The organism is Actinomadura rubrobrunea NBRC 15275 (assembly GCF_001552235.1).
In the GTDB taxonomy this organism is placed as follows: domain Bacteria; phylum Actinomycetota; class Actinomycetes; order Streptosporangiales; family Streptosporangiaceae; genus Spirillospora; species Spirillospora viridilutea.
Window position 1 is genome coordinate 45,782 of sequence record NZ_BCQU01000028.1, and the last position, 23,159, is coordinate 68,940.

The following is a 23,159-nucleotide window of genomic DNA, read 5'->3' on the forward strand; positions in this document are numbered from 1 at the left end:
AGGCGGCACACGAAAAGCCCCGGGATACCCGCGTAGGGTCCCGGGGCTTTCGTCGTTTCTGGGGCGTCTCAGCGCGTCTCGGGGCCTGCCGCGAACCGCGTGAGCCGCTCCGCCTCCAGCACGGCCGCCGCCCCCGGCTCCAGAAGCGACATGTCCTGCCGGATCGTGGCCAGCGCGGTCAACTCCACCGCGTTCGCTTCGGCCTCCGAGATCAGGCCACGGTGAACCAGATCAGCCGCCCAGTCGGTGATCTGGAAGAACAGCGAATCGATGATCTCAGCGTCGGTCATCGGGGTGGCGTCCATGACGGTCTCCAATCCGGTCGACTGCGTTTCACGGCGGAACAGTAACCGACCTTCCCACGAAACGCAATTTCTGTGCAGCGCTGCACAAGAATGGGAACGCGCAAATGATTTGCGAACTCACACCACCCCCTCCGCTAAACGTTTGGCGGACCCGCCCCGGGTAACCAGGGGCTCCCGCCCGCGTGCCGCGTGGGGGCGGAGGCACGCGGACCGGTTCGCGGGCATGCCGGGAACGGCCCCAGAGCCGCCCCAGAGCCGCCCTAGCCGCCCTGCCCGTGCTCTGTCCCCCTGCGACCCCGGAAGGCCGCGCACGGGGCCGCTGAAGGGCGCGGGAGGGGCGCGGGAGGGCACGAGCGGTCGCGGCCGGTTCGCGGGAGGTCCGGCGGCTTCCCCGCGTCCCAACCCCCTACCCCCGGTGATCGTCACGCTCCGCACTGGCCGGCGAAGGGTTTGCGCAGGTCAAGCGGGGTGCCCCGGATCCGGAGACAGTCACGGTGCGTGGTCGCGGGGCTGGCAGGCGTCCCGGTCCCCGTACCGCTGCCGCCCCCGGCCGGTTCGCGGAGAAGGGCCGCCGGGCGGGGTGCGAGAATCGCACCCGGGGTGCAAAAATTCACCTGGTTCCCAAACCTCTTCTAATTAGATACGAAGGTTTCGGGATCGGGTGTTGAATTTGCACCCTGGGTGCGCAAACTGCACCCCGGCCAGTGGCCTTCAAGGTGCGGCCGGGCCGGGCCGCGTCAGGCGCGGGCGGCGCAGGGGACGCGGGGAAGCCGGACCGCCCCCGCCGCTCCGGCCTAGGGGTGACGAAGGTGACGTGATGACGTCGACCCGAGGTTCACTCTTGTTTCTTTATAGTGAACCTCAGATTCTCGTCACCTCGTCACCTCGTCACCTTCGCAGGTCAGCCGGACCTCGGAGCGGCGGAGCGGTGACGGAGGGGCCCGGGGTCTTCCCGCGTCCGGCCGCTCCACTCCCGTATGTCCCCGATAAAAGGGGGTGGTGTCAGGGTCGGTTTGGTTTAAGTGCTTATGTATAGGGATTAGATTTAAAGTTACCCTGACACCATCTTCTTAATCGGGGACATCCTGAGAGTGCCCAGCTCGGAGCGGCGGAGCGGTGACGGAGCGGCCCGGCGGACCATCCCGCGCCCCGCCAGGGGGTGACGAGGGTGACGTGATGACGTCGACCCGAGGTTCACTCTTGTTTCTTTATAGTGAACTTCAGATTCTCGTCACCTCGTCACCTCCGTCACCTTCGCAGGTCAGCCCTACTGTGACCAAGCCTCACGGGTGACGAGACGGCAGAGGGGGCGGGGGCGGCCGGATCCCCGCGAAACTTGTGCTGACACCCGGCCGATCGGGAGCCGTAACTATAGTGAGGGTTTCCGATGTGTCTTCGGGGGCGAGCCCCCGGGCGATCGGGAGCCGGGAACATGGGCGGTTCGCGCGGACGAATTCGGCGGGCCGCGCCAACGTGGTGACAGGGTGTCTTCTCTTTCCTGCGGGCGGTTCCCAAGGTGGCGTGTCCACCTGCGCGTCACCGCATGTTGGGGTGTGGCGCAGTGTGGATCAGGCGCGCCACGGGACGCCACACCCCCGCCCATCTTCAGACTTCCCCTCCGCAAGCGGTGATGGCCCACCGCAGCGGATGGTGTGCGACTAGCCGCGAGTCCTAAAGCGGTGTTTTTACCCCCGTCCCCGGGGGTCGTCTTCCATGGGGCCATACATGGAGGGCGGCGGCCGGGGGCGGGGGTTTTTTGTGTTCAAGGGGGTCCAGGGGGGACCTGTTGGGCGTTCGCCGCGCGGCGTGCGTGGCGGAAGTCCGACCGCCGACCCGAAACGGGCGCGGCTCCCCACCACCACCGCGAATTCGGGTTCACACCCGGCTAACCGGCCGGGTGAGAACCGCACCCGCCCCGGCCTACGGCGGAACGCTACAGGCCGGACGGCGGGTTTCTATTGAGCGCCGAAACGGCAGGCTCACCACTCACCCGAAACGGGGGAACTTGCCCATGGTCGATACGTGATGTGAAAGGTGAGTGGCCATTATGGCGAACTCGATTGCAACTGCCACGGCTATTGCCGATCTCGCTGTGCCGCTACTGTCCCGCACGGTGGTGCTCGCGCCCACCGTTCTTCGAGTGGCCCAGCGGAATTACTCCGGAACCGGCGGGACGGTGTCGGTTCGGATCCGAAACACCCGCACCGCGAATGTCCAGGCCACGCCGGGGGCGGCACTGACGGCGGTCGACGTGGCTGAAACGCTGGTTGACGTGGTGGTGAACCACGTGTATGACCTGGCCAACCTAACCGAGCATGATCTTACGCTCGGTTTGGCGGACTTCGGTGCACAGATCTTGGAACCGCAGGTGGACAGCGTGGCTGCGCGGATGGATCAGTACGTCGCGGACGCGATGAATGACCTGGCGGCTGATGTGACGCTGACCGCTCCGGACGCGGACGCCTGGCTTAGCGCCATCCTGGACGCGGGCATGACCCTGGACATCCAAAATGTGCCCGAGGGCGGCCGGTTCGTCGCTGTGTCGCCTCAGGTGGCGCGGGCGCTGATCGGGCACCCGGCGGTTCTGGATGCGTCTGCCAGTGGTTCACCGAGCGCTTTCCGATCTGCGGTAATTGGCCAGCTTGCCGGGTTCACGCTCGTGAAGGCGAACCAGCTTGCCGCCGATTCCATGGTCGCGTACCACCAGTCCGCGTTTGCCATGGCGAGTTTTGCTCCGCTTCCCGCGAGCGGCGCGGACTCGGCCGTGGTTACGCGGGATGGGTACGCGCTTCGCGTGGTCCGGCAGTACAACCCATCCACCGCCACTGAGCAGAGCCTCGTCTCTGTGTTCGCTGGTGCGTCACTGCTGGACGGGAACCGTGTTGTGCGGGTCGTGAAGTCGGCCTGACGGCTGACCCAGGGTAGGACATAGGCCAACCGCTCATGGGCGCTCGCCGCTCGTGAGCGGTTGTGCTTTATCAGCCTGGGAAGGGAACCATGCATATCTTGGATGAGCGCCTAGAGGCGGCGGAATGGACCCCCGCACACACCGCGATATCCGGGGGCAAGACCGGCCTACACGCATATTGGAGGGTACAGGTGGTGGCAGTGGAAGACGCGGAAGGCCGCCCTTCCGGCGTCCACGAGTTCCGGGTACCGCGTGTATCGTCTGTCGCGAATCTGGCGGCGGCCTGATGCTTGGGCCGGACTTGCGATCCCGCCGCGTTCCTTCGGCGGTCCTTCGTGAAGACTTCGCGGCCGAGCGGGCGGAACAACTCGTGCCGACCCTCCGCGCGTATCGCGACTGGAGGGGGTGGTGCCTGTTGGTGGATGGGATTCCGTTCCGTTCCCGGAACGCGTTCGTGTTCGACATGGACCATCAGACGCGGGAATCTGTGACGGACTACAGCCCGTGGGAGTGGGGGGTATGAACATTTCGGTACCTGTCTTCATGACAATGCACGTCGTCGGGTTGGTTCTGACGGCGGTCTGGGCGTTTTGACGAGATAAACCGACCGGCCGCGAATAGGACGCGGCGGAGGATCTACGGGATGGGGTTCTAATGGCGGACGACAACGACGACAACAACCGCGTACCTGACTTGGGCAATCTGCACACCGGTAATGATCCGGTGCCCGTCATGGGGTACGACGAGATGTTGGAGCAGATTGTCAACCGGATCACCCGCCGCAAGTACGCGGGCCCAGGGGAATACGAGGGGACTGCCTTCGATTGAGCTAGTCCCCCGTGGTTGAACACCCCCCAGCCTCACCAGAAGCGCTGAGAGCGTCTCTGAGCCTTGTAAGGGCTGCACTAAGGTTTGGGTGCTGGTGGCACGCGAACGGCCGTCAGCGTGGCGCTGAGGGCCGTACAGGGGCGGGTGTGGGTGCGGCCGGTTGGTTGCCCATCCCGCCCCGGCCGGGCTGTGTGCCGCGAGATGCCGAGCGTGGGCAACGCGCGTGAACTGCAAGAACATGCGTGTTGTGACGACGCGGTGACAGGGGGTGGGGGGGACTCCCCTCAAAGGGTTTCCTGAACGGCGGGGGTTAGCAGGAGCGGTCGGATGCGACGTATCTAGTCCCTGATTTGGAATCCGCGCCGGTGAGCACGTTCTCGACCGAGAATTGTGATCTTGTGCATTTCGGAAGGAGGTGACCATGGCAACGGAAGACGACCGGAAGCCGGTTCCGGCACTTGAAAAACTTGGCCCACGCGGTACAAAGCTATGGAACGACATCACAGAAGAATTCGACCTCCGACCTGACGAGCTCCAGGTCCTCTCCGCCGCGTGCCGGACGCTCGACTTGATCGCAGCAATGGAGGCGGAACTGGAGGGCCAGCCACTTACGGTTCTTGGCTCCCAGCGTCAGCCGGTCCAACACCCGCTTCTAGTGGAACTCCGCCTGTACCGGACCGCCCTAACGACGTACCTCCGCACCCTTCGCATCCCGGACGATGACGCGGAAGCCGAGGTGACGCGGCTGGAAGAGGCGAAGAAGTACCGCAAGCTGACGCGAAGCGAAGCCGGGCGGGTTGCCGCACATGCCCGCTGGGGAACCCGATGAGGCGGAAACGGTCGGTGCGGGTGGACGTGACACCGTCACCGCCGCGTAATCTGGTGGAGTTTCCGTTGTCGCCTGACGCGTCAATCACTCCGGGGACTGTCGACACATGGCGCGACTGGTTTCGTGCGCGTGACAAGTTCGCGGCGGCGTACGGCTACGAGTTTCCGGACGAGGACGACGCGGACGTGATACGGGTTTGCATGTCGCTTGTCACTACTGGCGACGGATACTCGTGGTTCCCGAACTACGCCCCCGCGATAAAACGTTTGCGCATGTGAGAGTTGTTGTCTGAGTGCGTGTTCAGATGTGTTGACGTTGACGCCCCCGCGTGACATCCGGCCGCGTGGTGTTGACGTCGGCGGCGGGGGCGGGTTGACGCGTGTAACCGCTATTGCCGCGTGTGTCGTCCCCGTTGACGTTTGAAATGTCACACTGTCGCCTCCGCCGTCGCCGGGTGTCCAGTCTGCGGCCGCGAGTGGAAACCGGGGCGGTCGGGGGCGGGTTTACATGTTGACACTAGAAAGGGATCGCATTGTTTACGCTGCCGGAGCGGTTTACGAGCAAGGTTGTCATCGACCCGGAGACCGGTTGCCACGTGTGGACGGCCTCGAAGACGCGGGACGGGTACGGCAAGTTCTGGTTCGACGGCCGTCATCAGTACGCCCACCGGGTCGCCTACGCCGCTACGCACGGCGAAATTCCGGCGGGGATGGAAGTGGACCATATGTGCGGCCGCCGCGACTGTGTTCGACCGGATCACCTCCAAGTGGTGACTCACGTGGAGAACAGCCGCTTCCAGGTGACGCGGGACGGGACGCACCCCATGGCGAACCGCACGCATTGCCCGCGTGGCCACGCCCTAACGCCGGAGAACAACCGGCCCGACCGCGCGGCGCGCGGGTGGCGAAAGTGTCTCGCCTGCAACCGAGCCCGTACCGCGCTCCGGAACGCGCTCGCGTCCGCTCTGGGCAAGTCGTGGGGTATCCCGGTGCGTGAGGCCAAGAAGGACCCGCGCGTGAAGGCGATCGCCTCTGAGGCTTGGAACTGGCGGCCCGCGTCCGACGCGGAGGCGGATGAGATGGCGGACGTGTTGGACGCGGTGGAGCGGATCGAGTCCGGCCGACGGCTCACGAAGAAGCAGAAGATCGCGGCGGTTTATCGGCCGCCGTCGAAGTGAGACATGCCCCCGTGCCCTTGATGGGTGCGGGGGCTTTTCTTGTGTGCGCGGTTTGTTCAGCGCTGATCAGTCCCGGGCGCGGGGGAAGGTGCCGCGTCCGCGAACTCCGTAGATCAAACCCTCTTCTTTCAACAAGTCCAGGGCGGCTACAGCTGTCCCTCGGGTCACTCCGAACTCTTCCGCGATGGCCCGCGCCGACGGCATGCGCTTGTCCGCCGGGTACGTCCCGTCCGCGATGCGGGCGCGGAGGATCGCGGCGATCTGCTGAAACAGCGGCGTGGGGCCGTCCAGGTCGAGCACGTCTACAACGCTAGTGACCTGCGGATATAGCTGGACAACCCTGGATATCTCTGTACTGCGCTGGACTGGGCTGGACAACTTTGGGACGCTGGGGGTGTACATGAAGGCGGCCCGCCCCGATGCTCACGACACCGAGGCGGGCCTTGAGCCGACCTGCCGAGGAGGTCAGCCCATGGAAATGAAGCGTACCGGTCCCGCGACTGACGCCCCGTCGCGGAGGTGGGATGGCCCAGAGTACGACCCGCACGGCAACTTCTGGGTTGCGCGGCTGAAGCACCCGCCTACCCCGTCGGAGCTGGCGGCCGGTGTCGAACCGCACGCGTTCGGCCCGGACCGCGACGCGTGCATCCGCGAAACACAGAGGCTCGACACGCTGTGGGCGTGGCTGCCGATGCGGGCGGGCAACGTGGCGGCTGTGGAGCGGCGGCGCGCGTACCTGCGCGGGGAGGGAGACCGGGCATGGTGACTCTCGCGCTGGCGCTGGTCGCGGTGATCGGGTTCGGGTTGTTGACGGGTGGGGCCGCGTTGGCGCTGGCCACCCGCCGTCCCCGGTACGTCGGCCGCCACCGCGCGCCGTTCTGACCTGAGACCCCCGCGAGCACTAGCAAGGGCGCGGCACGCTCGCGGGAGCTGGCCCCCGGTCGCCAGCTCGGCGGCCGGGGGTCTTCGCATGTCTGGACGTTGTTTCCGCACGTCACGGACATGATGCGCTACCATGAACTCGGCATAGGTGAACTGGTCCATGAAGTGCCCGCCGCACTCCTGCGCCAGCCGCCGGGACTCGTCGTAGATCGCCCTCGGATCGTCCACCAGATGGCAGCGGCCGCCGTGGAACTCGATCAGCTCGATCTTCTCCCGGCTGGTCGTCGCGGGCATCACCGCGACGAACGGCAGGCCGAGCAGCCGCGCGAAGTACGCCTCGCTCACCGCCGTGGACCCGCTGGACGCCTCGATGATCGTCGTGCCCTCGCGGATCCACCCGTTGGCCAGCGCGTAGAGGAACAGCGAACGGGCCAGCCGGTGCTTGAGCGAGCCGGTCGGATGCACCGACTCGTCCTTGAGGTACAGGTCGACGCCCCACTCGGGCGGCAGCGGGAACGCGTGCAGGTGCGTGTCCGCGCTGCGCCCGGCGTCCGCCTCCACCTTCCTGATCGCCTCGGCGATCCACGCCCGCGACCGCGGGTCGCACCGGTCCACGACACGGCTCATGCGACGCCCTCCCTCGGATGCTCACCGCGCACCATATCCCCGCACGTCGCGGGGAGGGTAAGGGATGCGGAGGCGAGAGGGCGCGGCGGGGGAGCGCCGGGAGCGACGGGGGAGCCATGGCCGAGATCTTCCGGGAGCGGATCGTCGACACCGGGCGGGTGCCGCTGTTCGCGTTCTTCACCGCCTTCATCGTCGTGTTCCTGCTGACGCGGGTGATCGTCCGGCTGATCCGGGCGCGTCCGCGCGGGCCGCTGCGCAACGTCGAGCCCGGCGGCCTGCACATCCACCACATGGTGTTCGGGGTGGTGCTCATGCTGGTCGGCGGGGTCGCCGGGATCGCCCTGCCGGACGCCCGCGGCTGGGCGCCCGTCGCGGCCGCGGCGGTGTTCGGGGCGGGCGCGGCCCTGACGCTGGACGAGTTCGCGCTGATCCTGCATCTCAGCGACGTGTACTGGACCGAGCAGGGCCGCCAGTCGGTGGACGCGGTGCTCGTCGCCGTCGCGATGACCGGGCTGCTGCTGCTCGGCCTGCACCCGGTCGGCGCCGAGGGGCTCGGCGGGGACGCCGCGGTGAGCCGGTCCGCCCTCGTCGCCGGCTACGCGGCCTCGCTGGCGTTCGACCTGCTGCTCGCCGTGATCACCCTGCTCAAGGGCAAGGTGTGGACCGGGCTGATCGGCCTGTTCCTGCCCGTGCTGCTGGTCGTCGGCGCGCTCCGGGTGGCGCGGCCGGGCTCGCCGTGGGCGCGCCGTCGGTACGCTCCCGGCTCGCGCCGATACCTGCGGGCGGTGCGCCGCGAGGAGCGCCTGCGGCGTCCGCTCGTCCGCGCCAAGATCCGCATGGAGGAGCTCATCGCCGGGCGTCCCGGCGCGCCGCGGTGACCCGCGCCTCAGTCCAGCACGGGCGCGACGGCGCGGACCGTGTCGATCGTGTCGGCCTCGGCGGCGGACTTGTCCGGGCGGTAGCGCAGGACGCGGGCGAAGCGCAGCGCGATGCCGCCGGGGTAGCGGGGGCTGCGCTGCACCCCGTCGAAGGCGATCTCCACCACGAGTTCGGGCCGCACGTGCACCGTCCAGGCGTCCTCGCGCGCGGCCAGCGCCCGCAGCCGCTCGGTCTGCCAGGCCAGCAGCTCGTCGGTCAGGCCCTTGAACGTCTTGCCGAGCATCACGAACCCGCCGGTGGCCGGGTCGCGGGCGCCCAGGTGGAGGTTGGACAGGTAGCCGCGGCGGCGGCCGTGCCCCCACTCCGCCGCGAGCACCACCAGGTCGAGGGTGTGCCGCGGCTTCACCTTGATCCAACCGGCGCCGCGGCGGCCCGCGGTGTAGGGCGAGGCGAGCGATTTCACCAGCACGCCCTCGTGGCCGTGCGCCACCGCCTCGTCGAACATCCGCTCGGCCTCGCCGGGGTCGGCGGTGACCAGCCGCGGCATGCGCAGCCGCTCGGGCACCACCCGGGCCAGCGCCGCGCCGCGCTCGGCGCCCGGCGCGTCCAGCAGGTCCGCGCCGTCCAGGTGCAGCACGTCGAACAGGAACGCCGACAGCGGCACCTGCCCGGCGGTCCCGCGGGCGCGGGTGGCGGTGCGCGCGGCGGTCACCTGGAAGGGGTGGGGCCGCCCGTCCGGCCGCAGCGCGATCAGCTCCCCGTCGAACACCGCGTCCCGCACCGGCAGCTCGCGCATCGCCGCCACGACCTCCGGCAGCCGCTCGGTGATCTCGTCCAGCGTCCGCGTGAAGATCCGCACCTCGGCGGCGGGACCGTCGCCGCGGCGGATGTGGATCTGGGCGCGGATGCCGTCCAGCTTCCACTCGACGGCCGCCTCCGCGGGATCCGGCGCGCCGGAGGAGGCGGGGCGCCGTCGCCCCGCGGACAGCTTCGCGAACGCGTCGTCCAGGGTGGGGGCGGACGCGGCCAGCATGGGGCGGATCGGGCGGCCGACCTCGAGGCCGAAGGAGCGCAGGCCGGGGACGCCGTCGGCGAGGGCCGCGGCGGCGACCGGGCCGAGCGCGCCCCGCAGCATGGCCGCGCGGCGCACCTCGGCGGCGGGCACCTCGGCGGCCGCGGCGACCGCCTCGGCCATCACGCCGTCCAGGGCGCCCTGGCGCAGCTCGTCGGACAGCAGGCGGACGAGGAAGCCCTGCTCGGCGCGGGTGGCGCGGGCCATCAGCGCGCCCAGCAGCAGCCGCCGCCGGGCCACCGAGCCCTTGCCGGACACGGCGCCGATCTCGGTGAACGCCGCGTCCACCTCGGGCACCGTCAGCGTCGGCGCGGCGGCGGGCTCGGGCGGGTCGCGCAGCGCGCCGTACCCGACGCCGATCTGGCGCTGCGGCAGCTCCCCGGACAGGTAGGCCACGACGAGGGGCGCCTCCCGCGGGCCGGCCGCGCGCAGGCACTCGGCGAGCGCCGCGACCTTGGCCTTGCGCGCCGAGGTCGCGGCCACCGCCGCCGAGGTGCGGGCGATCTGTTCCAGCAGCACAGGCTCAGGTCCATCCCCGCGTGCGCGGAGCCGACACCCGCCGGCCGAGGAGTCCGCGACGGTGGAGCACGGACCCATTGTGACCTCGGGGTCTGACAAAACGCCCTCGCGGGGACCCTGGTCAGCACCTCGTCGGGCTGACTACCTTGCCAGGCGTAAGGGGTGGTGCAAGCCCGGACCGCGCGGCGCGGGGGCGCGCCGCGGTCGGCCGGGAGTGAGGAGCGGGAGAGTGGGCCTTCCGCGTCCGCCGGAGCGGTTCGAGCGGGTCTACTCGGCCCCCGAGCCCCCGTCGCGGGGGCGGCGTCCGCGCGTGCTGGCGGCGGTGGTCGCGCTGGCGGCGTTCGCGCTGGCCGCCGCGGCGGTGTTCGTGCTGGTGCCCGGAGACGGCGAGGACCGGCGCCCCGCGGCCGGGGCGTCGCCGTCCGGTAGGGCGGCCGCCGATCCGGACGGCTCGGCCGCGCCGGGCGCGTCCACGCCCGCGCCGTCGCCGTCGCGGCCTTCCGCTCCGGCGCCGCCGTCATCGGGCGGGCCCCAGCCGATCACCTCGCTGCCGGGGCCGTGCGATACCGTGCCGCGGGCGACCGTCGAGCGGCTGGTGCCGGACGCCGAGCGGCGGCAGAGCTCCAACAGCACGCTCACCACCTGCACGTACTCGTCCACGGGAAGGGACTTCCGCTGGCTGCGGGTCGAGGCTCGCCTGTACGCGCCGGGCGACACGGCCACGCCCGTCGAGGACGCCCGGCGCTACTTCGGCGCGCAGTGGACGCAGGCCCACGAGCCGACGCTGGAGCGCACGGTCACGCTGGAGCGCGAACGGGGGCTGGGCGACGAGGCGTTCCGCTGGTTCAAGATCGACAAGGGGCAGCCCACGGTGGTGGGTCAGGTGACCATGCGCATCCGCAACGTGGTGGTGACCGTGGCCTACAGCGAGCAGGCGCGCGGCGCCGACGCGGCCCGGGCGCGCGAGAGGGCCTGCCTCGCCAACGCCGACGCGGTCGCGCGAGAAGTGCGGAGCCGCTTGCGTTGACGCTTTTTCTGACCTCAATCGGCCGATCATGGCATATTCCTTGTCAAGGGAAACTAGGGTGTTTTCGTAAAGGTGGGCAAAGTCACCGGTCGGGGTCCGTGTCATGGCGGGCCTTCGGTGCGCCGAACACCTGGTGAGGAGGAGATCGGCGTCGTGAGCGCGCATCGGACGGGAGTGTCCTGGGTGAGGTAACCGCAGGTGAACGACGACGACCCCGAGGCCGCGGAATGGTCCGTCCATTCCGCGGCCTTCTCCTGTCAGGGCGCGGACCATTGCGTCCGACGGCCCGTGCGCGTCCGGCTCCGGTCCGTACCCAAAAACGGTTTTTGATCTCTTTGCGGCGCATTCGTCAATCGTCATCGTGACGAATTCATCCGGCGACAGGAATGGAGTGAATGTGGAACCGGTTGTCGTGTGGTGGGCCGAGCCCGGGTGGGCGGGCGCCGAGCACGAGGCGCTGTTCGACCCCGTGGAGCGGGCCCGGCACGGGCGCTACCTGCGGGACGCGGACCGGAACCGGTTCACGCTCGGCGTGGCCGTGACCAGGCTCGCGGTGGGCGCGCTGCGCGGACTGCCGCCGGAGCGGGTGCCGATCTCCCGGGTCTGCGCGGACTGCGGCCAGCCGCACGGGCGTCCGGTGATCGAGGGCGGCCCGCACGTGTCGGTGTCGCACTCCGGGGACCGGGTCGCGGTGGCGCTGTCCCCGCACGGGCCGCTCGGCGTCGACGTGGAGGCCGCCGACCGCGCACTGGGCGCCGACATCGTCGGGCACGTGCTGGGGCCCGCGGAGATCGAGGCGTCCGCCGGGGGCCCGCGGATGGGGCGGGACGAGCTGCTGGCGTACTGGACGCGCAAGGAGGCCGTGCTCAAGGCCACCGGCGACGGGCTGCGCGTGCCGCTGACCGACGTCACCGTGTCGCCGGCCGCCGAGGAGCCCCGCCTGGTGGCGTGGGCGGGCCGCCCCGACCTGCCCGGCCGGATGGCCATGCGCACCCTCGACCCCGGCGAGGGGTACGCGGCGGCGCTGGCCCTGCTCGACCATCCCCCGGGCGTCCCGGTCGTCGAACGCTCGGCCGCCGACCTGCTCAAGACCGCCCCGCGGCCCTGAGCCGCCGACCCGCGCGGGACGGGCCGCCCGGCGGCGTCGGCGCGCTCAGGCGAGCGGGTTCGGGACGCGGGCCAGCAGGCGCATGGCGCCGGGCGACAGGCGCGACAGCGCCCGCACCAGGTGGCTCTCGGCGCCCACCGGCACCAGCGGCTTGTTCTTGGCGATCGCCGCGACGATGCGTTCGGCCACCTTCTCCGGCGGATAGTTGCGCATCCGCAGCATCTTCTGCGCGCGTTCGCGCGCCCGGCGCCGCCCCGCCTCGTCCAGCCCCACGAACGTGGCCGCCTGGGCGATGCCGGTGGTGGTGAAACCGGGGCACACGGCGGTGACCCCGATCCGCAGACCGGCCAGCTCGGCGCGCAGCGACTCGCTGAGCATCACCACCGCGGCCTTGGTGGTGTTGTAGGCGGCCTGCCCGCGCCACGGCGCGAACGCGGCGGCCGAGGCGATGTTGACGATGTGGCCGCCGAAGTTGGGCGGCTCGGGGCGGACGGGCAGCGCCCGCACCCGCTCGGCCATCTGGCGGCCGAACAGGCGGCAGCCGTGGATCACCCCCCACAGGTCGACCCCGACGATCCGCTCCCAGTCGTCCAGCCCCGTCTCCAGGAACGGGCCGTTGACCAGGATGCCGGCGTTGTTGACCACGATGTCGGGCACCCGGTGCTCGGCGCGCACCCATGCGGCGAACCGCTCCATCGCCGCGGCGTCCGACACGTCGACCTCGTAGGCGACGCCGCCGGCGCCGAGCTTGGCGGCCTGCGCGGCGGTGCGTTCGGCGGCGGGCCGATCGAGGTCGGCGGCGACGACCGTCGCGCCGCGCTCGGCCAGCGCCAGCGCGGTGGCCCGGCCGAGGCCGCGGCCGGCGCCGGTGACGACGGCCAGCGCTCCGTCGAACTGCGCGATGGGCATGGGCACCTCCGAGTGGGAACCGGGGAATCCCCACGCTACTCAGCGGGCGCCCGCCGGTGCGATGCGTTCAGATACGGGGCCAGGCCGTGCCGGCAGAAGTCGGTCATGTGGCGGGCCGCGTCCTGCGCGGTGAGCTCCGGGTGCCGGGTGCGCCACAGCGCCAGCCGCTCGCAGGCCCCGACGATGATCTGGGTGTACGCGGCGACCGCCGTGTCGGGCGCGTCCGGGGCGAACGCGCGGAGCACCCCGGCGATCAGCTCGCTCTGCTGGCGGCGGGTGTCCTCGATCGCCTCGGCGGTCTCCGGCGGCCCGGACAGCGGCTCCTGCAGGAGCATCGCGAACGGGCGGCTGTGCGAGTCGATGAAGGAGAAGTAGGCGAGCATGCCGCGCCACAGGACGTCGTCGGGGGTGCTCGCCCCGGCCATCGCCTTCTCGGTGACCTCGTGCAGCTCCGCCTTGGCCCGGCCGATGCAGGCGAGCAGCAGCCCGTCCTTGGAGCCGAAGTACTCGTAGAGCATCGGCTTGGACACGCCGCAGCGTTCGGCGATCTCGTCCATGGACGTTCCCCGGTAGCCGCGCTCGCCGAACACCTGCTCGGCCACGTCCAGCATCTGCCGCTCGCGTTCCGCGCGCGACATGCGGCGCCGCCGGGGCCGGCCCGACGCGTCACCCGGGGCGCCGCCGGGCGTGGCGCTGCTCACAGCGGAATCCCACTCATTAGACCTACCGTCAGTAAGCTACCGCTAGTAACTTACTCATAGTAGGTCATGGGGAGGGACAACGGCATGCGAGAGCGGAACCCCTCGATCGTCATCGTCGGCGCCGGCTTCGCCGGGCTCGGCATGGCGATCCAGCTGAAGCGGCACGGCTTCCACGACTTCGTGGTGCTGGAGAAGAGCCGGGCGCTCGGCGGCACCTGGCATGACAACACCTATCCCGGCTGCGCCTGCGACGTGCCGTCGCACATGTACTCGTTCTCCTTCGAGCTCAACCCCGGCTGGTCGCGCATGTTCGCGCCGCAGCCGGAGATCCGCGCCTACCTGGAGCGCACCGCCGACAAGTACGACGTCAGGCGGCACATCCGCTTCGGCGTCGCGGTGGAGGCGATGGAGTACGACGAGGCGGCGCGGCGCTGGAACGTCACCACCGCCGACGGCGCCGTCCTGCGGCCGCGGGCGGTCGTGTCCGCCATCGGCGCGCTGCACATCCCCAAGTACCCCGACCTGCCCGGCATCGACAAGTTCCAGGGCACCGCGTTCCACTCCGCCGAATGGGACCACTCGCACGACCTGAGGGGCGAGCGCGTCGCGGTCATCGGCACCGGCGCGTCGGCCATCCAGTTCGTCCCTCGCGTCGCCGAGAAGGCCGCACGGCTCGTGGTGTTCCAGCGCACCCCGCCGTGGATCCAGCCCAAGCCGGACTTCACCATCCCCGCGCCTGTCCGCGCGCTGTTCAAGACGGTCCCGGGCGCCGCCCGCGCGTTCCGCTACGCCATCTACTGGGCGCTGGAGGCCCGCGCCCTCGGATTCACCGTCCACCCGCGGCTGTCCGGCCCCCAGGAGCGCCTGGCGCGGCGGCACCTCCGGCGGCAGATCCCCGACCCCGAGCTGCGCGCCAAGCTGACCCCCGACTACACCATCGGCTGCAAGCGGGTGCTGCTGGCCAACGACTACTACCCGGCGCTCATGCGGCCCAACGTGGAGCTGGAGACCGCCGGCATCGCCGAGGTGCGCGAGCACTCGATCGTCACCGCCGACGGCCGCGAGCACGAGGTCGACACGATCATTTACGGCACCGGGTTCAAGGTGACCGACGCCCTGGCCGAGCAGCGCGTGGTGGGCCGCGGCGGCCTCAAGATCCAGGAGGCGTGGGCGAACGGCATCGAGGCGTACCGGGGCACCACCATTCCCGGCTTCCCGAACTTCTTCTTCCTGCTGGGCCCCAACACCGGTCTGGGCCACAACTCGGTCGTCTTCATGATCGAGGTGCAGATCCAGCACGTGCTGAGCTGCCTGCGGCTGCTCCAGCGGCTCGGGGCCGACGCCCTCGAGCCGCGGCCGGGGGCGCTGCGCCGGTACAACGACCGCATGCAGCGCCGCCTGCGCCGCGCGGTGTGGAGCGAGGGCGGCTGCCAGAGCTGGTACCTGGACGAGAACGGCGTCAACCGCACCCTGTGGCCCGGCCACACCTTCGAGTTCTGGGCGCAGACCCGCCGCGCCAAGCCGGAGGACTACCTCATCATCCGGTGAACGGGATCATCCGGTGAACGCGCGCCCGCGGCCCCGCCCGGCGGGCCGCGGGGGCAGGGTGCGCAGCCGGGCCGCGGTCAGGCGCTTGCCCGCGAACAGGCGACGGGCGCGGCTCAGCTCGCGGCGGCGCGCCGTCCGCACCCGGACGAGCACGAGGGCGCCCGTCGCGGTGAGGGCGGCCAGCCATCCGGCCTGGATCGCGGCCAGCTCCTCGGCCTCCCAGCCGTCCTCCGGCATGGCGCGCAGCGCCGCCACCGGCGCGGTCGGCGTCGGGGTGGGCGCCAGCCGCGGCGCGGACACCGGCGGCAGGGCGACCTGCGGCGACCGGATCGTCGGAATCGGCGCGGAGGAGTCGGTCAGCGGCGCCGCCACCTGCGGCGGCAGGCCGGTCGGCGGGGACGGCGCGGACCCGGATCCGGTGCCGGGGCCCGAACCGGAGCCGCCGCCGGACGGCGCCCCGGTCACCCTGAACGTGAAGGTCCGCGACACCGGTTCGGCCTCGGCCGCGGTGACCATCGCGGTCAGCTTCACCTTGCCCGGCCGGGCGTCCGACGGCACGTGGACCTTCACGCGGGCGGTGCGTCCGTCGCCATCGACCTTGCCGAGCCCCACGCTGCCCGGCTTCACCGTCACGTCGGCGGCGTTGACGCTGAGCCGGGCGTCCTCGGCCGCCGCCTCCGCGGCCTTCACCGTGAAGGTCGCGGTCAGCGAGCCGCCGGGCCGCACGGACGGCGCCGACAGGGAGACGCGCAGCGACAGCACCGGCGTCTTCGGGCTCTGGCTCGGCGGCGGGTCGCCGGGCGCGGGGTCGGCGGGCGGATCGCTCGGCTCCCCGCCCGTCGGGGGATCGGTGGGCGCGGGATCGCCGGTCGGGGGATCGCTCGGCGTGGGCGTCGGCGAGGGCGACGGCTCCTCGGTCGGGTCCTCGGAGGGCTCCTCGGTCGGCTCCTGCGAGGGCCCGACGGTCGGCTCGACGGTCGGCTCGACGGTCGGCTCGACGGTCGGCTCGACGGTCGCTCCACCGGTCGGCTCGGCGGTCGGCCCAGCGGTCGGCCCAGCGGACGCCTTGGACGGCGGCGACCCGCTCGGCGACGGCACGGGTTCGGCGAGGGCGGGCGGCGCCAGCATCCCCAGGGCCGCCGCCGCGCCGAATCCGACCAGGACCGCTCCGCCCCCCGTTCGCGACAGCACCCGTCCGCCTCCCCGGTCCGTCGTGACGCATCCGTGACTGTGATCAGAACAGAACCGTGCCGCCCGGTTCAACCCCCTGTCACACAAGGCGTCCGGAGGGGCCAGACAGGTGTGCCCCGCCGGTCAGCGGTGGGCGACCCCTCTCACGTGCGGTTTCGCGCGCCGTAGAGGGTGCGCAGCAGGCCGATCTCGGCGACGTTCTTGGTCAGCTCGACGGTCACCCAGCCCGCGACGTCCGCCAGCGTCATCTCCCCGCCCCACGGCAGCCCCGCCGTGCGCTCGGCGGAGTCCAGGTCGGCGTCGGTGAGCCGGGTCAGCTCCGCGCGCCAGGCGTCCTTCAGCCCGCCCAGCCACGCGGCCGCCGCGGCGGCGGACCCGGGCCAGGCGATCTCCTCGCGCGCGGGCGCCCCGCCGCGGAAGCAGTGCCCGAGGACGGTGGTCCACCAGTAGCCGATGTGCCAGGTCACCCAGCCGATCGTGACGGCGGGCAGCGGGTCGGGCTCGGGCGCCTGCCAGTCGGCGGTCCAGCGTCCCCGCTCGTCCGGGCGGACGGTCCAGCAATGCGGCGCCGGCTCCCACAGACATGCCGCGTCGTCGAGGTCCTTCAGGTGGTACTCGAACAGCGCCCAGGCGGTGTCCAGCTGGCGCAGCAGCAGTTCGGTCCGAGGAACGGTCACCGGCGCAGCGTCCCACCGCGCCGGTGGGGCCCGCAAAGGGATTTCCGGCCTACGTGAGGGGCGCGAACAGGGGGCGGAAGCCGGAGATGAGCTGGCGGATGACGGGGCGTTGCTCGGCGGGGGTGCGGCCGCGCAGCCCGAGGACGGGGTCGAGGCCGTCGTAGTAGGGAGCCAGCGCCAGGTGCGGCAGCGTCATCAGCATGACGGTCGCCAGCACGTCGAGGTCGGCGTCCGGGCGGATGTCGCCGCGCTCCTGCCACAGTTTCAGCACCGGGTGGATGACCTGCAGGTAGTGCTGGTTGGCGGTGTCGCGCACCACCGAGCGGACGGTGTTGTCGAGCTCGAAGTTGGTGGCGGCGGTGACCGCGCGCTCGAGCGGATGGTCCGCCATGTACTCGGTCCACTCGCACAGCACGTCGAACAGCCAGTCGTCGAACGGCTGGTCGAAGTCCAGGCGGGCGATGCGGCGTTCCATCTCCTCACGGATGCGGCGCGAGGTCTCGTCGCAGACGAACGCGAAGAACTCGAGTTTGTCGGAGAAGTACTGGAACAACGAGCCCTTGGCGATGCCGGCCTCGCGGGCGATGGTGTTCAGGCTGCCGGTCGAATACCCGTGCTCACCGAACTCGCGCATCGCCGCTTCGAGTACCCGCTCGCGCTTGGCGACGTTGAGCCGGAACCACGTGGAGGTGGGCATGTGGGTCAGGTCTCCTGTCAGCGTGCGCGTGGCCGATGGTCAGGTTATCGGCACACAGGGGGATCGGGCAGGCGAATTGGCGGTGCGGCGCGGAGGGCGGCGGCCGCGTCGCCGACCGCATCGCCGGCCGGGTCACCCGGCCAGCCGGATGAGGATGCGGCAGACCTCTTCGATGATCTCGGCGGCCTCGTCCTCGTCGTCGGCGAGCGCGATCTCCCGGCCCGCCTCGCCGATGACGGTGGTCAGCACCAGGCTGAGCACCTGGCCGGTGCGTCCGGCGTCCTCGGTGCCGCGCAGCAGCTTGGTGTTCTGCCCGATCCACTGGCGGGCCCGCGTGCGGCGCATCAGCGAGAAGCCGGACGGGCCCTCGCCGCCGTGGAACAGCCGGGCCGCCTCCCGCCGCTCCCAGCAGACCCGCAGGTAGGCGCGGGCCCCGGCGATGAACAGGGCGATCGGGTCGCGCTCGCCGCTCGCGCGGGCCGCGGCCACCGCCTCGGCGGCGCTGCGCTCCTGCTCGGCGCTCAGCTCCTCCCACAGCGCCAGGTACAGGCCGGCCTTGCCGCCGTAGTGGTGGTAGAGGCTGCCCACGCTGATGCCGGACCGTTCGACGATCTCGGCGATGCCGGCGTCGGCGTAGCCGCGGTCCGCGAAGACCTCCAGGGCGGCCGTCAGCAGCGCCTGGCGGGTGGCGTCCGCCCGCGCCCACTGCCGTCCCGTGCCCTCGCCCGTGCCGCCGCCGTTCCCCGAGTGCCGGGCCCTGCTCGTCCGCATGCTCACATCGTGCCTCACGGGCGGCGGTCGCGCGGCGCACCCCGGCCGCCGCGCCCGCCGCGCCGGTGTCCGCCTCGTCCCCGATCACCCGGATCTCAGTACCAGTGGTTGCGCTGCCAGAAGGCCCACGCCCGGCAGGGGTCCTTGTAGCGGGCCTTGATGTAGCTGAGCCCCCAGGCGATCTGGGTGGGGGAGCTGGTCCGCCAGTCCGGGCCCGCGCTGGCCAGCTTGGAGGCGGGCAGGGCCTGCGGGATGCCGTACGCGCCGCTGGAGGCGTTCACGGCGCGTTCGTTCCAGCTGCTCTCGTGGTTCCACAGGGTCTCCAGGGAGGGCCAGCAGCGGTCCCAGCCCTTGAGCGCGTTCATCTTCCGGCCGTACGCCTTGTTCTGCGCGGCGGTGGGGTTGATCCGCGCCAGGCGTTCGCGCTCGCGCTGGGCTTTCAGCTTGGCGCGGGCGGCGGCGTCGCGCTTGGCCTTCTCCCGCAGCGCCTTCAGCTCGCGCTGGTGCCGCTCGTAGGCGCGCTTCTTGGCCTGGGCGATGGCGTCGGCGGCGATGGGGTCCATGTCGGACGCGGACATCATCGCCAGCATGTCGTTGGTCGACAGGTGCTCGGTGCCCGGCGGCGGCTCGGTGTCGTCCGCGATCCGGTGCCAGTCGACCAGCACGACGGCGGCCAGGACCGCGCCGAGCGCCGCCACCGTGATGGCGACGTTGCCGGTGAGCAGCCGCAGGAACCGGCGGCGCCGCCGCGGGGGCGGCGGCGCGTGGTAGGCGCCGTCGGACGGGTCGTCGTCGTACGACAGGCTGCGGAAGGCCTCGTGGGAAGAGCCGTACGGGACGTCGCGGGGGTCGTCGTACGGGCCGGCGCCGTATGGGCCGGCGTCGTATGGGCCCGCGTCGTAGGGGGCGGCGCCATGCGGGGACGCGGGGGGTTCGAAGTCGCGCGGCGCGCCTCCCGCGCGGCCTGCCGCCCGTCCTGCCCGGCCACGCCGGGAGGGGCCCTGCGGATGTGACGCGGGAGCGCGTCTGCGCGTGCCGTGGCTGTCAGGCATGGGAGTAGATTGCCTCATCACCCGTCGGATTTGGCCGTCGTGGACCAGGTACGGACGTCGGGTCACGTCCGGTTCATGTCGTCCTGCACCATCTCGGCGTCGCCGGCCGCCAGCCGGGCCGGTTGCAGCGCCTCGAAGATCTCGCGGTGCCGCCCGGCGAACGCGCCGAGCGCCCCGTCGGGGGACTCCAGCGCCCGGTTGGCCGCCGCGGCGCGCTCGCGTCCCGTCTCGGTGATGAACACCAGGGTGGCGCGCCGGTCGGTGGGGTGCGGGCGGCGGGACACCAGACCGGCCGCCTCCAGCTGGTCGACGGCCAGCTTCACGGTGGTCGGGTGGATCATCATCAGCCGGCTGAGGGTGCCGAGCCGGGCGCGCCCCTCCGCGGTCAGCGCCAGCATGGTCAGCAGGAAGTAGCCGGTGCGGCCGAGGTCCAGCCGTTCCAGCTCCGCCTCCAGGGCCTTGGTGAGAAGGTGGTGGAGCCGGGCCACCGAGCACATCGCCATGAACGGCCAGGGCGTGCCGGGGAGCCCGCGCTCGGCCCAGCGCTCCTGGACACCGCTGACCAGCGGATCGTCCACGGATCTCGGCACAGAGCTTCGCACCGGTCGATCGTATCCGTAGAACAATACCGGTGTAAGTACTCGCTTCTTAGAGCTTTCTGGCATAGAGTGCTCCAGATCACACCGATGCCTCCGCGGGCGGTCGCGCCCGTGAGGGACGGGTGATCACTTCGGATGGGCGCGAACGTCCGAGCACAAAGGAGGGCTGGAATGCTCCTTCCCCTCGCCCCCGCAGGGAAGGGATCCGGCTGATGGCCCCCTCGCTCGTCACGGGCCTGGCGCGGGCCCCCGACCTGGCCCGGCGGCGCGTCGAGCGGGCGCTCGACGAGACCGGGCTGCTGTGCGTGACGTTCCTGGAGGGACTGCGCCGCACCTGGGACCTGCGCCAGTGGTGGGGCGAGTTCATCGAGCAGTGCTGGTTCCTGGCCCGGGTCACCAGCCTGCCGGTCATGCTGATCGCGATCCCGCTGGGCGCCACCATCTCGCTGCAGGTCGGCGACATCGCCCGGCAGCTGGGCGCCCAGTCCGGCACGGGGGCGCTGCTGGTCGCCGCGATGATCCAGCAGGTCGCCCCGCTGGCCTCGGCGCTGCTGGTGTCCGGCGTGGGCGGCTCGGCCATCACCTCCGACATGGGGGCGCGCAACATCCGCGACGAGCTGGCCGCCCTGGAGGTCATGGGCATCAACCCCGTCCACCGCCTGGTCACGCCGCGGCTGTGGGCGGCCAGCACGGTGTCGGCGCTGCTGTGCTCGGTGGTGATCCTGGCCGGCGTGCTCGGCGGCTACTACTTCAACGTCGTCCAGCAGGGCGTCAGCCCCGGCGCGTTCTTCGACGGCGCCACCACCCTGCTGCAGTTCTCCGACCTGGTGGTCACCCTGTTCAAGGCGTGGGTCTTCGGCTTCATCGCCGCGGCGGTGGCCTGCCACATGGGCATGAACTGCGACTACGGGCCGGTCGGGGTGGGACGCGCGGTCAACCGGGCGGTGGTGGTCACCTCGATCGTGGTGTTCGCCGCCAACTACGTGATCACGATGATCTACCAGGTGCTGTACCCGCCGAGGTTCTGAATGGTCGCGATCTCCCCCGTACGCAGGCTCGGCCGCGCGGTGCGCGGACGCGCCGCCGGGCTGGGCGCGTCGCTGAACCTGCCGGTGTTCCTCGGCCGGGTGCTGTACCACCTGCTGGTCGACATCGTGCTGCGGCGCAAGTACGGCAGGACGCTGGCCCGGCAGGTCAGCGACATCACCGTGGGCGTGGGCGCGCTGGTGATCGGCGGCGGCATGATCTTCGTGATCGCCACCATGTCGCTGGCCACCGGCGCCATGGTGGGCCTGCAGGGCTACCCGGGGCTGGAGCGGATCGGCGCCGAGGCGTTCACCGGCCTGGTCGCCAGCTACTCCAACGTCCGCGAGGTCACCCCGATCATCGCCGGGGTGGCGCTGGTGGCGCAGGTGGGCACCGGCTTCACCGCCGAGATCGGTGCGATGCGCATCTCCGAGGAGATCGACGCCCTGGAGGTCATGGGCATCAACTCGCTGGCCTACCTGGTGTGCACCAGGGTCGCCGCGGGAGTGATCGCGCTGGTGCCGCTGTACCTGGTGTCGCTGTTCATGGCGTTCGCCGCCACCCGGCTGATCACCATCGAGTACTTCGGGCTGTCGCCCGGCATCTACGACTACTACTTCAACCTCTATCTGCCGCCGATCGACGTCTTCTACAGCGCCGTCAAGGTCGCGGTGTTCGCGTTCATCGTGATGTTCGTGCACTGCTACCGCGGCTACTACGCCGCCGGCGGGCCGGTCGGCGTCGGGGTGGCCGCGGGCCGTGCGATCCGGGAGTCCACCATCCTCATGATCTTGATGAACCTGGTCCTGTCCTACGTCTTCTGGGGGCACGGCGGAACCGTGAGGCTCACCGGATGAGCCGGGCCGCCGGGGCGCCGGGGACGACGGGGAGGCGCGCATGAGCGAGGAGACCCTGTCGGCGCGGTCGCGGCTGGCGTTCGGCCTCGTGGGGGCCGGGGTGATCGCCGCCGGGGCGGCGCTGCTGGCCGCCGGGGCCCGGGAGGACACCGCCGGCTCGACGTACTACACCGCCTCGTTCGGCCGCGCCGGGCAGGGCCTCGACCCCGGCCGGTCGGACGTGAAGATCCGCGGCATCACCGTCGGCACCGTCGACCGGGTGCGCCTGGAGCGCGACGGCCGGGTGACGGTGCGGCTGCGGCTGGACAAGGGCGTGCGCGTGCCCCGCACCGCGAGCGCCCGCATCGAGCCGGTGTCGGTGTTCGGCCCCAAGGACGTGGCGCTCGACCTCGGCAGGGGCGAGGGCAAGGGCCCCTACCTGGCCGACGGCGGGCGCATCGCCCGCACCCAGGACCCGCGCGAGCTGTCGGAGACCGCCTGGCCCGCCTACCGGCTCACCCGGGCCGTCAACCCCGACGAGGTGACCGCGATCCTGCGCACCTTCGGGGCGGGACTGGCCGGGGAGGGGCCCGCGCTGCGCCGCGCCATCCGCAACGGCGGTGCGGTGATCGACGCCGCGCACGCCAACCGGGAGGTCATCCGACGGCTGATCGGCGACCTGGACGGGCTGTCCGGCGAGCTCGCCCGCAGGGGCGACACCGTGACCGGCCTGTCCCGCGACTTCAACCGGCTGTCGCCAGCCCTCAGCGGACGCCCCGACAAGGTTACGCGGCTGCTGGACGAGTCCGCGGAACTGGCCGGCAAGGTCGGCGCGACCCTGCGCGACCACGGCGCCGACTTGGGCGCGGTCATCGACGGCGCGGGCGACACCGCCGCGGTGCTGGCGTCCCGCCGCGACCGCATCCCGCTGCTGCTGGACAACCTCGACGGGTTCTTCGGCCTGCTGGCGCAGGTCATCCGCGTGCCCGGC

Annotated in this window: 23 protein-coding genes; 11 read left to right on the forward strand and 12 right to left on the reverse strand. The window is 71.3% G+C overall.

Annotation, left to right across the window (positions count from 1 at the left end):
* Window positions 1-68 precede the first annotated feature (68 nt).
* The gene (locus AR3_RS11475) at window positions 69-305 is read right to left on the reverse strand and encodes a hypothetical protein (protein WP_146150235.1); all 237 of its coding nucleotides are present in this window, start codon (window positions 303-305) and stop codon (window positions 69-71) included.
* A 2,047-nt stretch (window positions 306-2,352) separates the two neighbouring features.
* Between AR3_RS11475 and AR3_RS11480 the strand changes: the two genes are divergently transcribed.
* The 4 genes from AR3_RS11480 (at window position 2,353) to AR3_RS11495 (ending at window position 6,047) form a co-directional block, all read left to right on the forward strand.
* Window positions 2,353-3,213, forward strand: a complete 861-nt coding sequence (locus tag AR3_RS11480; protein ID WP_146150234.1) for a major capsid protein — start codon at window positions 2,353-2,355, stop codon at window positions 3,211-3,213.
* A gap of 654 nt (window positions 3,214-3,867) precedes the next feature.
* On the forward strand, window positions 3,868-4,041 hold the full coding sequence (locus tag AR3_RS30450) for a hypothetical protein (RefSeq protein ID WP_157406654.1): 174 nt from the start codon (window positions 3,868-3,870) through the stop codon (window positions 4,039-4,041).
* 421 nt (window positions 4,042-4,462) lie between these two features.
* Window positions 4,463-4,870: a hypothetical protein gene (locus AR3_RS30455; RefSeq protein ID WP_067912892.1), complete on the forward strand. Its 408-nt coding sequence runs from the start codon at window positions 4,463-4,465 to the stop codon at window positions 4,868-4,870.
* Window positions 4,871-5,402: 532 nt separating this feature from the next.
* Window positions 5,403-6,047 carry an HNH endonuclease signature motif containing protein gene (locus AR3_RS11495; protein ID WP_067912821.1) on the forward strand — a complete coding sequence of 215 codons (645 nt, stop codon included), beginning with the start codon at window positions 5,403-5,405 and terminating at the stop codon, window positions 6,045-6,047.
* A 66-nt stretch (window positions 6,048-6,113) separates the two neighbouring features.
* Here the strand turns inward: AR3_RS11495 and AR3_RS11500 are convergent, their stop codons facing one another.
* The gene (locus tag AR3_RS11500) at window positions 6,114-6,347 is read right to left on the reverse strand and encodes a GntR family transcriptional regulator (RefSeq protein ID WP_067912895.1); all 234 of its coding nucleotides are present in this window, start codon (window positions 6,345-6,347) and stop codon (window positions 6,114-6,116) included.
* A gap of 165 nt (window positions 6,348-6,512) precedes the next feature.
* A complete protein-coding gene (locus AR3_RS32590) occupies window positions 6,513-7,556 on the reverse strand; it encodes a pyridoxal-phosphate dependent enzyme (protein WP_281179249.1) in 1,044 nt (347 codons plus the stop codon).
* A 116-nt stretch (window positions 7,557-7,672) separates the two neighbouring features.
* On the opposite strand from AR3_RS32590, the gene AR3_RS11510 reads away from it, so the two are divergent.
* The gene (locus AR3_RS11510) at window positions 7,673-8,434 is read left to right on the forward strand and encodes a hypothetical protein (RefSeq protein WP_067912824.1); all 762 of its coding nucleotides are present in this window, start codon (window positions 7,673-7,675) and stop codon (window positions 8,432-8,434) included.
* A gap of 8 nt (window positions 8,435-8,442) precedes the next feature.
* Here AR3_RS11510 and AR3_RS11515 read toward each other — a convergent pair whose 3' ends face one another.
* Complete coding sequence (locus AR3_RS11515) at window positions 8,443-10,026, reverse strand: ATP-dependent DNA ligase (protein ID WP_067912828.1); 1,584 nt, start codon at window positions 10,024-10,026, stop codon at window positions 8,443-8,445.
* Window positions 10,027-10,255: 229 nt separating this feature from the next.
* Here AR3_RS11515 and AR3_RS11520 point away from each other — a divergent pair, with 229 nt between their 5' ends.
* Window positions 10,256-11,053, forward strand: a complete 798-nt coding sequence (locus AR3_RS11520) for a hypothetical protein (RefSeq protein ID WP_067912831.1) — start codon at window positions 10,256-10,258, stop codon at window positions 11,051-11,053.
* 397 nt (window positions 11,054-11,450) lie between these two features.
* On the forward strand, window positions 11,451-12,161 hold the full coding sequence (locus tag AR3_RS11525; RefSeq protein WP_067912834.1) for a 4'-phosphopantetheinyl transferase family protein: 711 nt from the start codon (window positions 11,451-11,453) through the stop codon (window positions 12,159-12,161).
* Window positions 12,162-12,206: 45 nt separating this feature from the next.
* Here AR3_RS11525 and AR3_RS11530 read toward each other — a convergent pair whose 3' ends face one another.
* Window positions 12,207-13,070: an SDR family NAD(P)-dependent oxidoreductase gene (locus tag AR3_RS11530; protein WP_067912837.1), complete on the reverse strand. Its 864-nt coding sequence runs from the start codon at window positions 13,068-13,070 to the stop codon at window positions 12,207-12,209.
* Window positions 13,071-13,105: 35 nt separating this feature from the next.
* Complete coding sequence (locus tag AR3_RS11535; protein WP_227023081.1) at window positions 13,106-13,771, reverse strand: TetR/AcrR family transcriptional regulator; 666 nt, start codon at window positions 13,769-13,771, stop codon at window positions 13,106-13,108.
* A gap of 84 nt (window positions 13,772-13,855) precedes the next feature.
* Between AR3_RS11535 and AR3_RS11540 the strand changes: the two genes are divergently transcribed.
* Complete coding sequence (locus AR3_RS11540) at window positions 13,856-15,319, forward strand: flavin-containing monooxygenase (RefSeq protein WP_067912841.1); 1,464 nt, start codon at window positions 13,856-13,858, stop codon at window positions 15,317-15,319.
* Window positions 15,320-15,325: 6 nt separating this feature from the next.
* Here AR3_RS11540 and AR3_RS11545 read toward each other — a convergent pair whose 3' ends face one another.
* The 6 genes from AR3_RS11545 to AR3_RS11570 all read right to left on the reverse strand — a co-directional run bounded on the left by AR3_RS11545 (window position 15,326) and on the right by AR3_RS11570 (window position 20,309).
* Entirely contained in the window at window positions 15,326-16,510 is a 1,185-nt protein-coding gene (locus AR3_RS11545) for a PT domain-containing protein (RefSeq protein ID WP_067912844.1), read from the reverse strand.
* A gap of 143 nt (window positions 16,511-16,653) precedes the next feature.
* A complete protein-coding gene (locus AR3_RS11550; protein WP_067912847.1) occupies window positions 16,654-17,187 on the reverse strand; it encodes a DinB family protein in 534 nt (177 codons plus the stop codon).
* A 49-nt stretch (window positions 17,188-17,236) separates the two neighbouring features.
* Window positions 17,237-17,884, reverse strand: a complete 648-nt coding sequence (locus AR3_RS11555) for a TetR/AcrR family transcriptional regulator (protein ID WP_067912850.1) — start codon at window positions 17,882-17,884, stop codon at window positions 17,237-17,239.
* A 132-nt stretch (window positions 17,885-18,016) separates the two neighbouring features.
* Window positions 18,017-18,655 carry a TetR/AcrR family transcriptional regulator gene (locus AR3_RS11560; RefSeq protein ID WP_067912853.1) on the reverse strand — a complete coding sequence of 213 codons (639 nt, stop codon included), beginning with the start codon at window positions 18,653-18,655 and terminating at the stop codon, window positions 18,017-18,019.
* A 95-nt stretch (window positions 18,656-18,750) separates the two neighbouring features.
* Entirely contained in the window at window positions 18,751-19,707 is a 957-nt protein-coding gene (locus AR3_RS11565; protein WP_067912856.1) for an aggregation-promoting factor C-terminal-like domain-containing protein, read from the reverse strand.
* A gap of 62 nt (window positions 19,708-19,769) precedes the next feature.
* Entirely contained in the window at window positions 19,770-20,309 is a 540-nt protein-coding gene (locus tag AR3_RS11570; RefSeq protein WP_067912858.1) for a MarR family winged helix-turn-helix transcriptional regulator, read from the reverse strand.
* A gap of 209 nt (window positions 20,310-20,518) precedes the next feature.
* Between AR3_RS11570 and AR3_RS11575 the strand changes: the two genes are divergently transcribed.
* The 3 genes from AR3_RS11575 to AR3_RS11585 all read left to right on the forward strand — a co-directional run.
* The gene (locus AR3_RS11575) at window positions 20,519-21,334 is read left to right on the forward strand and encodes an MlaE family ABC transporter permease (protein ID WP_067912861.1); all 816 of its coding nucleotides are present in this window, start codon (window positions 20,519-20,521) and stop codon (window positions 21,332-21,334) included.
* Complete coding sequence (locus AR3_RS11580; protein WP_067912864.1) at window positions 21,335-22,189, forward strand: MlaE family ABC transporter permease; 855 nt, start codon at window positions 21,335-21,337, stop codon at window positions 22,187-22,189.
* Window positions 22,190-22,229: 40 nt separating this feature from the next.
* A partial coding sequence (locus AR3_RS11585; RefSeq protein WP_067912867.1) for an MCE family protein occupies window positions 22,230-23,159 on the forward strand: 930 nt, incomplete at its 3' end.

What these genes read in the sequence shown, in the direction of transcription:
- AR3_RS11475 (WP_146150235.1), bottom strand. Translation starts at nt 305, where the DNA reads ATGGACGCCACCCCGATGACCGACGCTGAGATCATCGATTCGCTGTTC.
- AR3_RS11575 (WP_067912861.1), top strand. Translation starts at nt 20,519, where the DNA reads ATGGCCCCCTCGCTCGTCACGGGCCTGGCGCGGGCCCCCGACCTGGCC.
- AR3_RS30450 (WP_157406654.1), top strand. Translation starts at nt 3,868, where the DNA reads ATGGCGGACGACAACGACGACAACAACCGCGTACCTGACTTGGGCAAT.
- AR3_RS11580 (WP_067912864.1), top strand. Translation starts at nt 21,335, where the DNA reads ATGGTCGCGATCTCCCCCGTACGCAGGCTCGGCCGCGCGGTGCGCGGA.
- AR3_RS30455 (WP_067912892.1), top strand. Translation starts at nt 4,463, where the DNA reads ATGGCAACGGAAGACGACCGGAAGCCGGTTCCGGCACTTGAAAAACTT.
- AR3_RS11540 (WP_067912841.1), top strand. Translation starts at nt 13,856, where the DNA reads ATGCGAGAGCGGAACCCCTCGATCGTCATCGTCGGCGCCGGCTTCGCC.
- AR3_RS11530 (WP_067912837.1), bottom strand. Translation starts at nt 13,070, where the DNA reads ATGCCCATCGCGCAGTTCGACGGAGCGCTGGCCGTCGTCACCGGCGCC.
- AR3_RS11565 (WP_067912856.1), bottom strand. Translation starts at nt 19,707, where the DNA reads ATGCCTGACAGCCACGGCACGCGCAGACGCGCTCCCGCGTCACATCCG.
- AR3_RS11510 (WP_067912824.1), top strand. Translation starts at nt 7,673, where the DNA reads ATGGCCGAGATCTTCCGGGAGCGGATCGTCGACACCGGGCGGGTGCCG.
- AR3_RS32590 (WP_281179249.1), bottom strand. Translation starts at nt 7,556, where the DNA reads ATGAGCCGTGTCGTGGACCGGTGCGACCCGCGGTCGCGGGCGTGGATC.
- AR3_RS11480 (WP_146150234.1), top strand. Translation starts at nt 2,353, where the DNA reads ATGGCGAACTCGATTGCAACTGCCACGGCTATTGCCGATCTCGCTGTG.
- AR3_RS11560 (WP_067912853.1), bottom strand. Translation starts at nt 18,655, where the DNA reads ATGCGGACGAGCAGGGCCCGGCACTCGGGGAACGGCGGCGGCACGGGC.
- AR3_RS11555 (WP_067912850.1), bottom strand. Translation starts at nt 17,884, where the DNA reads ATGCCCACCTCCACGTGGTTCCGGCTCAACGTCGCCAAGCGCGAGCGG.